Source organism: Janthinobacterium svalbardense (genome assembly GCF_002327145.1).
GTDB classification, from domain to species: Bacteria; Pseudomonadota; Gammaproteobacteria; order Burkholderiales; family Burkholderiaceae_D; genus Janthinobacterium; species Janthinobacterium tructae.
Window position 1 is genome coordinate 2924704 of the sequence record NZ_CP023422.1, and the last position, 13703, is coordinate 2938406.

At 60.1% G+C, this 13703-nt stretch carries 11 protein-coding genes; 7 read left to right on the forward strand and 4 right to left on the reverse strand.

The window, feature by feature from the left end:
• The first annotated feature begins 366 nt into the window (after nucleotides 1-366).
• The 7 genes from CNX70_RS13160 to CNX70_RS13190 are packed head-to-tail and all read left to right on the forward strand — an operon-like array spanning nucleotide 367 to nucleotide 6706.
• Nucleotides 367-1242: a FliM/FliN family flagellar motor switch protein gene (locus tag CNX70_RS13160; RefSeq protein ID WP_244199140.1), complete on the forward strand. Its 876-nt coding sequence runs from the start codon at nucleotides 367-369 to the stop codon at nucleotides 1240-1242.
• A 1-nt stretch (nucleotide 1243) separates the two neighbouring features.
• Nucleotides 1244-1609, forward strand: a complete 366-nt coding sequence (locus tag CNX70_RS13165) for a FliM/FliN family flagellar motor switch protein (protein ID WP_071077826.1) — start codon at nucleotides 1244-1246, stop codon at nucleotides 1607-1609.
• Nucleotides 1606-2376 (forward strand): flagellar type III secretion system pore protein FliP, encoded by a 771-nt coding sequence (gene fliP, locus CNX70_RS13170; RefSeq protein ID WP_096235047.1) that lies wholly within the window; start codon nucleotides 1606-1608, stop codon nucleotides 2374-2376. Before CNX70_RS13165 ends, fliP begins: the two co-directional genes overlap by 4 nt.
• A 3-nt stretch (nucleotides 2377-2379) precedes the next feature.
• Nucleotides 2380-2652 carry a flagellar biosynthetic protein FliQ gene (locus tag CNX70_RS13175; RefSeq protein WP_034757874.1) on the forward strand — a complete coding sequence of 91 codons (273 nt, stop codon included), beginning with the start codon at nucleotides 2380-2382 and terminating at the stop codon, nucleotides 2650-2652.
• Nucleotides 2653-2664: 12 nt separating this feature from the next.
• Entirely contained in the window at nucleotides 2665-3462 is a 798-nt protein-coding gene (locus CNX70_RS13180) for a flagellar biosynthetic protein FliR (RefSeq protein WP_096235048.1), read from the forward strand.
• Nucleotides 3463-3482: 20 nt separating this feature from the next.
• Complete coding sequence (locus tag CNX70_RS13185) at nucleotides 3483-4622, forward strand: EscU/YscU/HrcU family type III secretion system export apparatus switch protein (RefSeq protein WP_096235049.1); 1140 nt, start codon at nucleotides 3483-3485, stop codon at nucleotides 4620-4622.
• A complete protein-coding gene (locus CNX70_RS13190; RefSeq protein ID WP_096235050.1) occupies nucleotides 4619-6706 on the forward strand; it encodes a flagellar biosynthesis protein FlhA in 2088 nt (695 codons plus the stop codon). The genes CNX70_RS13185 and CNX70_RS13190 overlap by 4 nt, the downstream gene beginning before the upstream one ends.
• A gap of 67 nt (nucleotides 6707-6773) precedes the next feature.
• Here CNX70_RS13190 and CNX70_RS13195 read toward each other — a convergent pair whose 3' ends face one another.
• The 4 genes from CNX70_RS13195 to CNX70_RS13215 form a co-directional block, all read right to left on the reverse strand.
• Nucleotides 6774-7874 carry a hypothetical protein gene (locus CNX70_RS13195; RefSeq protein ID WP_208624535.1) on the reverse strand — a complete coding sequence of 367 codons (1101 nt, stop codon included), beginning with the start codon at nucleotides 7872-7874 and terminating at the stop codon, nucleotides 6774-6776.
• 97 nt (nucleotides 7875-7971) lie between these two features.
• Nucleotides 7972-9138 carry a flagellin N-terminal helical domain-containing protein gene (locus tag CNX70_RS13200; RefSeq protein ID WP_096235051.1) on the reverse strand — a complete coding sequence of 389 codons (1167 nt, stop codon included), beginning with the start codon at nucleotides 9136-9138 and terminating at the stop codon, nucleotides 7972-7974.
• Between the two features lie 117 nt (nucleotides 9139-9255).
• Nucleotides 9256-12171: a tetratricopeptide repeat protein gene (locus CNX70_RS13205; RefSeq protein ID WP_096235052.1), complete on the reverse strand. Its 2916-nt coding sequence runs from the start codon at nucleotides 12169-12171 to the stop codon at nucleotides 9256-9258.
• Between the two features lie 415 nt (nucleotides 12172-12586).
• Nucleotides 12587-13687 (reverse strand): class I SAM-dependent methyltransferase, encoded by a 1101-nt coding sequence (locus tag CNX70_RS13215; protein WP_096235053.1) that lies wholly within the window; start codon nucleotides 13685-13687, stop codon nucleotides 12587-12589.
• Nucleotides 13688-13703 lie beyond the last annotated feature (16 nt).

Below are 13703 nucleotides of genomic sequence, written 5' to 3' on the forward strand. Positions count from 1 at the left end.
TTACATGACCATGACAACTAATGTTTATCTGATAAAAGTTTCTGCTGGTGGCAATAAGAAGGACTGAAAACTGCCATAAAAACCGGAATCAGGTAAGCGGAATGGCGCACTGCAAATCACTATTTTGTCACTATAAGCTTACCTCGCGGCAACTATAAAGTAAAGAGAGGATTGGCTCAAGAAATATTGATACATGGCAATATTTAGCTTTTTCATGTATTGTTCAGCACCGTAATCATCTAGCATGCGATACGATGCGCAATCGTTTGCTTGCACACCTGTCGGCAAAGCCAAGATGATGCTGTATTTAATTTCGGGCGATCCGTATAATTTGTTCTGCCACCGCAATACCGACATGACCACTACATGACAATCATTACCAAGACAGATCAAACTGTGCGCCATCAAGTCCTCGATTCCTGTCTGCTCGGACGTCCTGTCCATTTGCTGCATGTATTCGGCGCCCAGCTGCGCGACGACCTGGCCGCGGCCCTGCGCCAGCCGATGAGCCGTCGCTACTGGGGTAATTTCCAGATTGACGCCGTGACGTTGTCGCGCACGGAAAACGAGGACAGCGTGAATCGCTGGCTGAGTTTTTCTACGCCGGCCGGCCAGACGGGCTTTACGCTCGAACGGCAGATACTCTTGAGCGTGCTGAACTATCGTTACGGTAGTGCCGGCGCCAAAGGCGTGCTGCCCGATCCGGCGCAGGTGCGCGTGACGGCCACGGAAGAGCGCCTCGCTGTGGTGCTGGGACAACAGTTGGTGAACAGTTTGTTCGCCCGCATCCACAAAAACCTGCAAAGCGTGGGCAAAAGCAGCGATATCGACACCAGTGCCGAGGTTGCCGTGCAGTCGGGCGTGCAGCCGTCGCGCGGCAGCTGGATCGTCAGCGTGGCGCTCAGCGATGTCGGGGCGGGGCAGAGCGGCCACTTCTGGTTTTCGCTGGACAAGCGCCTGATGGCCGACGTGCTGCGCGGCTTGCTGCCCGAGCGCGCGCAGGCAAAAAAGGCGCTGCGCAGCGTGCGCCCGCTCGCTTCGCGCCTGCAAGTGACCCTGGAAGGCCGGCTCGTCAGCAAACAGGTGCAGCTGGGCGCCTTGTTCGACTTGCGCGTGGGCGACGTGATTCCCGTCAGCCTGAGCCGCACCGACGTCATGCTCGACGATTCCCGTTTATTTACAGCGGCTGTTTCCGAACACAAGGGCAAGCTCTGTTTAACCTCATTTGAAGATGTCGAATAATATGAATATCACCGATACCAACCAGAGCGAAACCCTGCTGGAAGACCTGGGCGATGACATGATCATCGACCAGGGCGACATGTCCGACGTGGCCAGCACCCGCGCGCGGCGCGACATTCCTCAGATGATGCGCAAGATTCCCGTTACCCTGACGCTGGAAGTGGGCTCGGCCCGCATTTCGCTGGAAGAATTGATGGCCATCGGCCCGGAAAGCGTGATTGAACTCGACATGCTGGCCGGCGAACCGCTGGTGATCAAGGTCAACGGCACGCCGATCGGCCGTGCCGAAGTGGTGGTGGCCGGCGAGAACTATGGCCTGAAAGTCATCGACCTCGACGGCCTCAATCTCGACCTGATGACAGCATGAAGCTGGCGGTACCCGGTTTGAGCCAGCGCCGCGGCGCGCTGGCTGCCGCGCTGGCTGTTCCCGTTCTGATGCTGTGCTGCAGCGCCGCCGGGGCGCAGGATTTGTTGTCCGGCGTGGTGCCGGGCGCGAAGACCGACCTGTCGGTGAAGATGCAGATCCTCGTCGTCATGACCCTGTTCGGGCTGTTGCCCGTGATGGTCATGATGATGACCAGCTTTACCCGCTTCGTCATCGTGCTGTCCCTGCTGCGCCAGGCCTTGGGCCTGCAGCAGGGGTTGCCCAACCGTATCGTCACGGGCATCGCCCTGATTCTCACCTTGCTGGTCATGCGCCCCATCGGCGACCAGGTGTGGAAGGACGCGTTCGTCCCCTACGACCGCGACCAGATCGGCATGCAGGAAGCGCTGAAGATCGCCGAAGTGCCGATTTCGCGCTTCATGCTGGCGCAGACCAGCAAGGCTGCGCTGGCGCAGATCGCACACCTGGCCGGCGAGCCGTCGACGATGCGCCCGCAAGACCATAGTTTCACGGTCAAGCTGGCGGCGTTTGTGTTGTCCGAACTCAAGACGGCGTTCCAGATCGGCTGCATGCTGTTCATCCCGTTCCTCATCATCGACTTGGTGGTGGCGTCCGTGCTGATGGCGATGGGCATGATGATGCTCTCGCCGCTGGTCATTTCGCTGCCTTTCAAGCTGCTGCTGTTCGTGCTGGTCGACGGCTGGACCCTGACCGTCAACACCCTCGTTACCAGCATACAGGGCTATTGAGCGATGTTTACCCCTGAAGTCGCCGTCGACCTGATCATCGAAGCGTTGCATGTCGTCATGCTGCTGGTGGTGATCCTGGTCGTGCCAGGTTTGCTCATGGGCCTGCTGGTCGCGCTGGTGCAGGCGGCCACCTCGATCAATGAACAGACCATGAGTTTCCTGCCGCGCCTGCTGGTCACCCTGTTGGCGCTGATCCTGGCCGGACGCTGGATGGCCGGTTACCTGATGGATTATTGCGTGTCCATTTTTCAGCGCGCGGCCACCCTGGTCGGATAGCGCCGCGCGCCCATGGATCAGATTTTCAATCAGGTGCTGCCGTTTCTGCTGGCCGTGTGGTGGCCGTTCTGCCGCATCCTGGCCATGCTCAGCGCCTCGCCCGTGATCGGCGACGGTGTCGTGCCCGTCACCGTGCGCATCCTGCTGTCGCTGGTGTTGGCGATCCTGATGCTGCCCGTGATGCAGGCCTCGGGCATCTCGCAGGACTTGTTGAAAATCGATCCGTTTTCCCTGTACGCCATCGTCGCCACCCTGGAGCAGGCCGTCATCGGTTTTGTCCTCGGCCTGGCCTTCCACTTCGCCATGTCGGTGATGTCGGTGCTCGGCTACCTGGTGTCGAGCCAGGTGGGCTTTTCCATGGCCGTCATGAACGATCCGCTCAACGGCACCTCGTCGGACGTGATCACGGGTCTGCTCACCATCATGTGCATGATCGTCTTTTTTGCCATCGATGGCCATCTGGTGCTGACGGGCGTGATCGGCGCCAGTTTCAAGGCCTGGCCCGTGGGGCAGGGCTATGCCCCGCTGCTGCTGCAGACGGTGGCGTATAACGTGGCGTGGATCTTCGCCGCCGCCATGCTGCTGGCCTTGCCCATCGTTTTTTCCACCATGGTGGTGCAGCTGGGCTTCGGCTTCCTGAACCGCGTGGCGCCGTCGCTGAACCTGTTTTCGCTGGGTTTTTCCATGATCACCGTGTTCGGCCTGCTGATGCTGGCGCAGATCGTGCGCTTTATTCCCGAACACTACATCGGCATGACGAATCGCGTGCTCGACATGATCGCCGAACAGATGCGGATGGCCCATGGATAGCGTGCGGAAAGGGGTGGCGCATGGCGGATAACAGCAGCGGCGACAAGACCGAAAAGGCGTCACAGCAAAAGCTGAAGAAGTCGCGCCAGGAAGGGCAGGTGGTGCGTTCGCGCGACCTGTCGACGGCGCTGGGCATCCTGATCAGCATGAAGCTGTTCGTGTTTCTGCTGCCTTCTTATCTGGATACCTTCCGCGGACTGTTCGCCATGGCGTTCATGCCGCTCGACAGCAAGGGCGCGCTCGACAATGCCATGTCGATGGCGTTTACCACCTCGGTGGGCTTGCTGATCAAGATGATCGTGCCGCTGTTTTGCGTGCCCCTGTTTGTCGTGCTCGGCTCCTTGATTCCCGGCGGCTGGGTCATCAGCGGCAAGAACTGGATGCCGAAGATGGAGCGCCTGAGCCCGGCCAAGAATCTGGGCCGCCTGGTGTCGCCCAAGCATGGCTTTGAATTCGGCTTGTCCATCGCCAAGGCCGCCGTGCTGGGCATGGTGATCGTGCATGTCTGCCGTTCCAGCCTGGTGCAGTACGTGGACTTGCAACACCGGCCGCTGCAGCAAGCCATGCTCGATGGCTCGGCGCTGATGCTCGACGGCTTGATGGCCCTCATTTCCGTCTTCGTGCTGTTTGCCATCATCGACGTGCCGGCGCAGGCCTTCTTTTTTGCCCGCGACCAGCGCATGAGCAAGCAGGACGTCAAGGAAGAGCATAAAAGCAGCGAAGGCCGGCCCGAAGTGCGCCAGCGCATTCGCCAGTTGCAGCAGCAGATCGGCCGGCGCAGCGTGCGCAAGACCGTGCCCGACGCCGACGTGGTGATCGTCAACCCCGAGCATTACGCCGTTGCATTGAAGTATGACCAGGACCGCGCCGAGGCGCCGTTTGTCGTTGCCAAGGGCGTCGACGAGATGGCGCTGTATATCCGGCAAGTGGCGAAGGAGCACCATATTGAGACGCTGGAGTTGCCGCCGCTGGCGCGCGCCATCTACAACACCAGCCAGGTACAGCAGCAGATTCCCGTGCAGTTGTACCAGGCCGTGTCGCAGGTGCTCAACTACATACTGCAACTGAAAGCATTCCGGTCCGGGCAGCGTGCTGCCCAGCCCGTATTACCCACCGAGATGGCCGTGCCATCTCATTTGAGCGAGGTAGTCCCTTCATGAATTTCCTGAACCGAGTGGTTGCCGAAATGCGCCGCCACAAGTTCGCCACGCCGCTGTTCCTGCTGGTGATCCTGGCGATGATCATCCTGCCGCTGCCGCCTGTGCTGCTCGATATCTTGTTCACTTTCAATATCGTGCTGGCCCTGATCGTCATCCTGGTCAGCGTGTCGGCCAAGCGACCGCTCGATTTCTCCGTCTTCCCGACGGTGATCCTGGCCACCACCATGCTCAGGCTGACGTTGAACGTGGCGTCGACGCGCGTGGTGTTGCTGCACGGCCATACGGGCGCGGACGCGGCCGGTAAGGTGATCGAGGCCTTCGGTAACGTGGTGATCGGTGGTAACTTCGTCGTCGGTATCGTGGTCTTCGTGATCTTGATGATCATCAACTTCGCCGTCGTCACCAAGGGTGCCGAGCGCATCTCGGAAGTGTCCGCGCGCTTTACCCTCGATGCCTTGCCGGGCAAGCAGATGGCCATCGACGCCGACCTGAACGCCGGCCTGATCAACCAGGAAAAAGCCCAGCTGCGCCGCAAGGACGTGGCCGCTGAAGCCGATTTCTATGGCGCCATGGACGGCGCGTCGAAGTTCGTGCGCGGCGATGCCGTCGCCAGTATCCTGATCCTGATCATCAACATGGTCGGCGGCGTGGCCATCGGCTCGCTGATGCACGACCTGTCGTTCGGCGATGCTTTCCGTCAATACGCACTGCTGACCATCGGTGATGGCCTGGTGGCGCAGATCCCGGCGCTGCTGCTGTCGGCCGCAGCCGCCATCCTGGTGACCCGTATCAGCGATTCGGGCGACTTTGAACAGCAAGTGGCGGGTCAGGTGCTGACTTCGCCAACGGTGATCTTCAGCGCGTCCGGCATGATGGTGGCGCTGGCCTTGATCCCGGGCATGCCGTGGTTCATGTTCATGTCCTTTGCCGGCGTGCTGGCCTTCGTCGCCTGGCGCCTGACCAAGCGCGTGACGGGGCCCGATACGGCCGGCATGGCGGCCATCGAGGCGGCCTTGCGCGACGACAAGCCTGCCGAGATGGAGTGGCAGCAACTGCCTGCCGTGCAACCGCTGATGGTGATGCTCGGCTATAAACTGGTGGGCATGGTGGACAAGACACAAGGCGAACCCTTGACCAAGCGCGTCAAGGGCGTGCGCCAGAGCCTGTCCGAATCGATGGGCTTGCTGCTGCCGAACATCGGCGTACGCGACGACCTGGCCCTGAAGCCGTCGCAGTACGCCATTGTGCTGTCGGGCACCGTGGTGGCGCAGGCGGAAGTGCAGGCCGACCGCCTGATGGCGATCCCGTCGCCGAACGTGTATGGCCAGCTCGATGGCATTCCCGGCATCGAACCGGCCTACGGCATGCCCGTCACCTGGATACAACCCGGTGAAAAGGCGCATGCGCTGGGCCTGGGCTACCAGGTCATCGAGGCGCCCAGCGTGATCGCCACGCACTTGTCGAAGATGGTGCGCGAATATTTGCCGGAACTGTTCCGCCACGAAGACGTCTCGAACATGATGGAGCGCTTGACGGCCCTGTCGCCCAAGCTGGCCGGCGCGCTGGACAAGGCCCTCACGCACACGCAGCTGCTGCGCGTGTTCCGCGTCTTGCTGGCAGAAAACGTGTCACTGAAGGATATCGTGCCCATCGCCACCACCTTGCTCGACAGTTCGGAAACCACCAAGGATCCGATCCTGCTGGCGGCCGAGGTGCGCTGTGCGCTGCGGCGCCAGATCGTCAGCGGCCTGTTTGGGCAGAAGATGGAAATGCAGGCGTTTAACCTCGGCGGCGAGCTGGAAAACATGCTGCTCGGTTCGCTGAACCAGGCGCGCCAGTCGGGCAAGGTGACCCTGGATAATTACCCGATCGACCCGCACCTGCTGTCGCAACTGCAGGTGAACATGCCGGTGGCGCGCGAGCAGATGAAGCAGCAAGCCACGCCGCCGCTGCTGCTGGTGCTGCCGCAGATCCGTCCGCTGCTGGCCCGCTATGCGCGCCTGTTTGCGCCGGGCCTGCATGTGCTGTCGTATAACGAAATCCCGGAAAACCGCGAAGTGAGCATTATCGGCACGGTGGGGTAAATTGCAGGAACGATAAAAAAACGGCGCTGCGGGCGCCGTTTTTTTATGTTGTATCAATTATGTTGTATCAATCCTGCTCGTCGATGGGCGGCAGCAGCTCGTGCTCCTGGCCGTCGGCCAGCAACAGCACGGTGCGGCCTTGCGCCGTTTCTTCCTCATCGCCATAGTCGTAACCGAGCGGCGCCGCCACTTCCTTCGAGACGATGATGGGCTCCTCTTCGGCAACGGCTGCGTGTGTTGCGGGCGCTTCGGGATCGGCCGCCACTTCCGCTTCCGGCTGCGTGAGCAACAGCGCCACTTCGGCCATGGCGCGGAACAGGGACAGCGACAGCGAGGCGGCGCCCGCTTGCATCGGGTAATTGCCATGCACGCGCTGTGCGTGCAGCTGGCGGTTCAGGCGGCAGCGCAGCACGCGCAAGCCCGCGCGCCGCACGGCGGCGGCAATCTCGGGCAGGGCCAGGCGCAAGTGGCGCAGCGCGGCTTCCTCGTCGGCCGCCAGTTCCAGCAGCACGCCGTCGCCGGACGGTTCCATCTGGATCACCACCCGGCCGATGCCGGCAATCAGCAGTTCGACGCGCAGCGCCACCTTGCCGCGCCGCCTGGGCGTTGTCTCTTCGTCTTCGTCGCTGGCAAGTACGCGCAGCAGCAGGCGTTGGCCGCCCCAGCCATACACGGCAAAGCGCCACGCTTCGCTGTCGACCGTCAACGGTGGACGGGCACCTTCGCGCAGCAGGGCCGGTTGCTGCTCGGCCATGAACAGATTGCCCGGTACATGCTGGCCGCGCGCCTGTTCCTGCAGGGCGGCATATTGCTCGCCATACGTCTTGACCATCACGCGCCACGAAGCGGCCAGCTGCGCCGCGTCGGGCGGTTGCCAGACCAGCTGGCGCGTGAAGAACAGTTGATTGACCTGCATGGCACTGCTGTCGCGCGGCATGGCGCCGCCCGTGCCATCGGCATTCGGTTTGATCAGGGATGCCAGGCTGTCCTGGCCTTTTTGCGCCAGTTGCGCGGGTAGGGTGCCGGCGTCGGGCGCGGGCGCCATGTAGGGCCCGATGGGCACCAGCGGCTGCACCACGCCGGGTGTCATCGGCGTAGCAGGGCTGACGTCGAAGCGCTGGGTAATCAGGGGCAGGGGATTGCCTGCGGACACACGCTCTATCGCCATTGCTGCTCCTCCCGCATGGGATGAATAAAAAAAGCCAACTGCTTGCGCAGTTGGCTCTGGTCGGCCTGACCTGAGCCAGGTCAGGACGCGCTTACTATTATTGCAGCAGGGACATGACCATCGAGGACATGCTGTTGCTTTGTTTCAGCATCGCGGTACCAGCTTGCAGCAGCATTTGCGAAGCGGTCATGTTCGAGCTTTCGGTCGCGAAGTCGGTATCCATGATGCGGCCCGATGCAGCTTGCGTGTTGGTGCTGACGTTGGCCAGGTTGGTAGCGACGTGGTCCAGGCGGTTACCTGCTGCACCCAGTGCCGAGCGGGTCGTGCCCACAGCGTCGATTGCCGTTTGCAGTTTGTCGATCGTGGTCGAGGCTGTGCCAGCGGTGGTCAGTTCAGCACCTTTCAGGTTGGCGGCCAAGCCGAAGGCATTGTACTCACCGGTCGCGGAGCGGATTGCAGTGTGCATCGAGCTCAGTTCTGTCGACAGATCCAGGCCCATTTTTTCAGTGGTCGAAGCGCCGATCTGGAAGTCCAGCGCAGCGTTGAATTTGCCACCAGTATCGCTGCTGGCAACCGAAGTGGTCACAGCAGTCGAGAATGCAGCTGCAACGTCGGATACTTTGGCTGCATCGTCCATGGCAATTTTGCCGACGCGCATGTTTTCTGCCGTGGTTGCCACAGCGTTCAGTTGTGCCGCGGTGCCGCCGGTGTTAGCAGCAACAGCATCATTGTAGGCCTTGACCATGCCGGTGGAGGCATCGCCGTAAGCGGTAGTCTTGGTCGTTTTGTCAAGCAGAGCAGCTGTGTAAGCGGTACCGGCGGCAGTCGCGTCGGTCGCGGTTGCTTTGCTCGTCAGCAGCTTTGCGCCACCGAAAGAGGTATTGCCAACCACGTTGGTCAATTCGGCGGTCAGGGTGTCGAATTCCGCTTGCATTGCTTTTTTATCATCTGTGGTGGCCGATGCGTCAGCAGCTTGCGTCGCCAGGTCTTTCATGCGCACCAGGATGTTGACGGTTTCACCCAAGGCGCCGTCGGCGGTCTGGATCATCGAGGTAGCGTTTTGGGTGTTGCGCATGGCCATGGCCATACCGCTGGTTTGTGCTTTCAGGCGGGTTGCAATTTGCAGGCCGGCGGCGTCGTCCATTGCCGAGTTGATGCGGAAGCCGGTGGACAGGCGGGTCATCGAAGTCGACAGCGATTGTTGGGTTTTCGAGATCGAATTTTGTGCAGACAAGGCTGCGGAATTGGTGTGAAGGCTCAGCATGAAAGATACTCCAGTTAGTTGGTTGCGTTTCGGAGCAGCATTTTTGCGCTCTCCCAAGTACAAGACGACCATTCCCTCAGGAAAATTAAATTCTTATGAGAAATTTTTTAAATATATTTAGCAGTCAGGATTCGGATGGCCTTGCGCCAGCGCTTGCGCACGCGAAAAACTGGCATGCGCTTCTTCAATGCAGCCCATTGCCTGCAGTACCTGGCCCAGGTCGTGATGTAATTGTGGGTCGTCGGGAACCAATGCGAGTGCCTGCTGATAATGCGTGACCGCGCTATCGAAGTCGTTCATGGCTGCCAGTATGTTGCCGAGATTGGCATGCGCCAGCGCATCATCAGGGTCGAGCAGCACGGCTTGGCGGAAGCTGTCAACTGCGCCGACAGTATCTCCCATAGCGTATTGGGCGCTGCCCATATTGGCCGATGCTTCGGCCAACGTTGGCTCAAGCTCCAACGCGCGCCGATAACATTCAATGGCGGCGCGGTAATCTCCGGCATCCTGGCATGCATTGCCCAGGTTGCCATGCGCCTGGGCGTCTGCGGGACTGAGTTGTACCGCGCGTTGCAGCACCGCCAAGGCGTCCTTGCCCTGCGCTTGCAGAGCGGTGCCGAGGGCGCTCCAGGCGAAGCCTGAGTCCGGGTAGCGGCCGATCAGCAAGCGTACCGCGTCTTCCATATCGACCAGATGCCCAGTCTGATACAGTCGGACGATATGCTCCGTTTCCAGTTGCGTAGGCGCAGGCGACTCGTCTGCCGCTGCCTGCCTTGCCTTGGACAGGATAGGCTGTAAAGCGGCGCCCTTGATACCTCTGGCAATAGCTTGCGTAATCACATCGACGGCGGTGTCGGCCTGTCCGGCGTGCAGCAGCGCTTGCGCATACGAGAGAACGAACTGCATTTCATCGGGACGGGCCAAGGTTGCCGCCCGCAGGTGGGGCAGCGATTTGTCATGGTAGCCGAGCTGTGTCGCGAGCAGACCCATATTATGGTGGGCGATGGCATGCTGGGGCTGACGATGAATGATGGCCAGATACAGTGTTTCGGCTTCGGCAAATCGACTGGCCTGGTGATGTTCGATGGCCAACAACAAGGCGGCATCGACATTGACGCTGTACAGCGCCTGCAGGCTCGCAGCGCGTTTTGCAAGGGAGCTTTGTGACGGATCGGCTTCGAATGGCACCGCAGGCAGGCCGGCGCACCAACGCTGCCAGGCGGTGCGCAGGGCACTGTCCAGGCCTGCTGCAATCAGCGCCGGTTGTCCGGCAGCGGAGTTGGCCAGTCGGGTGCGCATGCTCATGCGCAATTTGACCAAAGCATCGAGGTCGTTGGCAAGCTCCTGGCCTTTTTGTATGAGATCGGACAAGTCCTGCGCAATGAACTGCGTCAGTCCCAAGTGCCCCAAGATGGTAGCGCCTACACGGCTTTGCAATGTCTTGCCGGCCATTGTCAGGGTAGGTACCCCCATCCATAGTGCATGCAAGGTCGTCGTGCCGCCGTTGTAGGGCCAGGTGTCGAGGCAGACGTCAACCAGCCGGTGCAAAGCCAGATAATCAGATGTACTGGTGATGTCGTGAAAATTCAGGCGTTCGGCCGTGATGCCTTCTTCTGCAAACCACCCCATCAGCACGTTGCGGAACTGTTCACTGGGCATGGCTGCTACGACCATTCGGGCTTGCGGTATGGCACGTAGCAGCGCAGACCAGCCAGCGATTACTTCGCGGCTGAGCTTGTTGGCGCGATTGAAGCTGCCAAAGGTGAGGTGGCCGTGCGCCAACGCTGGTGCCGGGGCGATCTCTGGTGCCTCGGGGGATGGCACATACGGCGCACAGGCCGGCAAGGCCAGTAGTTTTTCCGTGAATTGCTCGTCCAGCAAGCCCGGCGGCGAGAAATAGCGGTCGGTCAGATAGTAATCCATGGCCTGCAGGCCCGTCGTCATCGGATAGCCCATCCAGGTCATTTGTATTGGCGCCGGCTTGCGTGCAAACGCCAGCAAACGATTCGAACCCGTGTGACCGGACAGGTCAATCAGGATATCGATGCCGTCCTTGGTGATTTGCTCGGCTAACTGTTGGTCGGACAGCGCCTGAATCGCCTGCCATTGGCGAACTACCCCTTTCAGGTAGGCAGTGGTGCGGTCGTCGACCCGGTTGTTACAGTACACATATATTTCCAGGCGCGTTGCATGCATGAGATGTTCCAGCACGGGCGTGATGAAATTGGCCATCGCATGATTGTTCAAATCCGCCGAGACAAAGCCCACCCGCAGCACGCGGTCCGGATCCCGCTTGTTTGCGTGCTGCGGCCACGCCGATTGCAACGGCGCTTCGAACTGCCGGCCGAAATGCAGATGTTCTTCGAGGAGTCTGGCCGGAGTGATTGCTGCATTATGCGTGAGCGAGAACAGCAGATTGCTGTGCATCTCGTTCCATTGCGGATTGATGGCAAGCGCATGCCGGCAAGCCTCTGTTGCCTCATCGATACGACCGGCCCTGCTCAGCGTGGTGGTGAGATTGTTGTGGGCCAGATAGAAATTGGGATCACATCGAATGGCGGCGGAAAAATGCACCAGCGATTCATCGACTTTTTCCAACAACAGCTTGCAAGTCCCCAGGTTGAAATGGGCGGCCGCGAAATCGGGCGCGATAGCCAGTGCCACCTGGTATCGTTGCATTGCCAGATCGATTCCTCCTTGCGCCTGAAGTACTGACCCGATATTGCTTTCAGCAAGCGCATTCTGGGGTGAGAGCAGCAGCATGTGCCTGTAAGCGTCGAGCGCCTCATCAAGACGGCCGGCTTTTTGCAAGGCATTGCCAAGATCGTTATGAATCGATGGCTCGTCAGCTTGCAGCAGCAAAGCGGCATTGTAGGCAAGGATGGCTTCTTCGTGGCGGTCCGCAGCGCTCAGCCGTTCTGCCAGTTTGCACTGCGCTACGGCATCTTGAGGCAGCGCACTTTGCGCCTGCTGGTTCTTGTCGACAGCAGATTCTGAGCGGCGGCCGATAGGTGACGAATTGTTTGCGCGCATAGGGATGGACTGTTATAGGAGGAAGGGTAGAACCACCGGATTGTACGTTATTAACATGCCACGGAGAAACTTTTCGCCAGTGAGCGCCCGGCAAATCATCGTGGTCGAACGCTCGCTGGCGAAGTGGCGTGCCCAAGCCGACTTTTGCTCAGGCAGCCGACTTTTCTGTCACCAACGCTGGTGCTGACGACTCACACAACAAAAAAATGCTGGAGCACAAATCAGGGTACTGCTGCCCCAGCTGATAGCAACCTTCCAGGTAAGCAGGCGAAATGATATCGGTCTGCAGCAATCGGTCCCATTGAAAATTGGCCAGTGCCTTGAAAAATATGCTGGCGCAATGGGACATGCGCATTCGGACGGGCGAGAGGCAGGCGTTCACACAGCCTGGCGTGCCGGATGCGCTTCAAGCGGTTCAGCGCAGTTGCAGGAACAAGGCCGTGCCCATCACAAATGCCGAGCTGATCCGTTGTTGCTGTTGCGCCAGGAACTCGTCGCCGGCCCGCTGCGGCCCGTCGCCATACGGCCAGACATAATCGTCAATGATGATCCAGCCGCCGGCCACCACATGCTTCTCCCAGGCGGCGATATCGGCCTGGGCTGCCTCGTAGGCATGGTTGCCGTCAATGTGTAGCAGTGCAATACTGCCGGCATAGTTGGTGGTGCCGAAGGACGGGCTATACACGGCTGCCGCTTGGCGGTACTGCTGTTCCGCCGCGACCGAGGGCAGGCGCAGATAGTTGATATCGTTGGCGCTGTAAGGCAGCAGGTTCATCTCGAATACGCGCAGCGCTTCATCGTAATCGTAATGGTGGATGCAGTTGTCGACCAGGCCGCCAGTGTCGTTTTGCACCACGTACTCACTTTGCCAGGGGTCGATGCACAAAGTGTGGCCGATGTCATGCAGGCGCGCCAGGCGAGCCAGCACAAACGCCGACTTGCCCCATGCGCTGCCGATCTCGACCACGTCGCCGCGCACGCTGTGGCGGGCAATTTCGTAGAGGGCGCTGATTTTCTCGTCATCGCACATGCCTGGCATCACATTGGCATGGCGGAAAAGGGTGGCCAGCTGCAGTTCCGGCAAAGCCGGCTTTGTGTCGACCACCGAAGCGATCGGCAGCGGCGTCGCCAGTGTCTTGCGTGCATGCGCCATGGCCGAACGGTAGCCGCTCATTTCATCATGTACCGGTGAAGCGTTGATCAGGGGAATTGCGGGTTGCAGGTTCTTGAGTACTTCATTCAGATAGCTCCAGACGACGGGATTGGGGGTATAAATGCTGGCAATGCCGCGCTGCGTGATCAGCAGTTGCAAGGCCTCCAGGAAGCCCGGATCGTTTACATACGGCAAGAAGGCCCATTCCGGATAGGCAGGCTTGCTGACATCGTAGGCGAGCGACGAGGCGCCGATCACGGTTTGTCCATCGCGCTTGCAGCGCTCCAGATAGTCGAGCGAGCGAGGCATACCTGCGGGAAAAATCAAGATCGGTTTGTTGAGTGCCGTGGGCGAGGCATGCATGGAGATTCCTTGTTGG

What these genes read in the sequence shown, in the direction of transcription:
- CNX70_RS13160 (WP_244199140.1), top strand. Translation starts at nt 367, where the DNA reads ATGACAATCATTACCAAGACAGATCAAACTGTGCGCCATCAAGTCCTC.
- CNX70_RS13165 (WP_071077826.1), top strand. Translation starts at nt 1,244, where the DNA reads ATGAATATCACCGATACCAACCAGAGCGAAACCCTGCTGGAAGACCTG.
- fliP (WP_096235047.1), top strand. Translation starts at nt 1,606, where the DNA reads ATGAAGCTGGCGGTACCCGGTTTGAGCCAGCGCCGCGGCGCGCTGGCT.
- CNX70_RS13175 (WP_034757874.1), top strand. Translation starts at nt 2,380, where the DNA reads ATGTTTACCCCTGAAGTCGCCGTCGACCTGATCATCGAAGCGTTGCAT.
- CNX70_RS13180 (WP_096235048.1), top strand. Translation starts at nt 2,665, where the DNA reads ATGGATCAGATTTTCAATCAGGTGCTGCCGTTTCTGCTGGCCGTGTGG.
- CNX70_RS13185 (WP_096235049.1), top strand. Translation starts at nt 3,483, where the DNA reads ATGGCGGATAACAGCAGCGGCGACAAGACCGAAAAGGCGTCACAGCAA.
- CNX70_RS13190 (WP_096235050.1), top strand. Translation starts at nt 4,619, where the DNA reads ATGAATTTCCTGAACCGAGTGGTTGCCGAAATGCGCCGCCACAAGTTC.
- CNX70_RS13195 (WP_208624535.1), bottom strand. Translation starts at nt 7,874, where the DNA reads ATGGCGATAGAGCGTGTGTCCGCAGGCAATCCCCTGCCCCTGATTACC.
- CNX70_RS13200 (WP_096235051.1), bottom strand. Translation starts at nt 9,138, where the DNA reads ATGCTGAGCCTTCACACCAATTCCGCAGCCTTGTCTGCACAAAATTCG.
- CNX70_RS13205 (WP_096235052.1), bottom strand. Translation starts at nt 12,171, where the DNA reads ATGCGCGCAAACAATTCGTCACCTATCGGCCGCCGCTCAGAATCTGCT.
- CNX70_RS13215 (WP_096235053.1), bottom strand. Translation starts at nt 13,687, where the DNA reads ATGCATGCCTCGCCCACGGCACTCAACAAACCGATCTTGATTTTTCCC.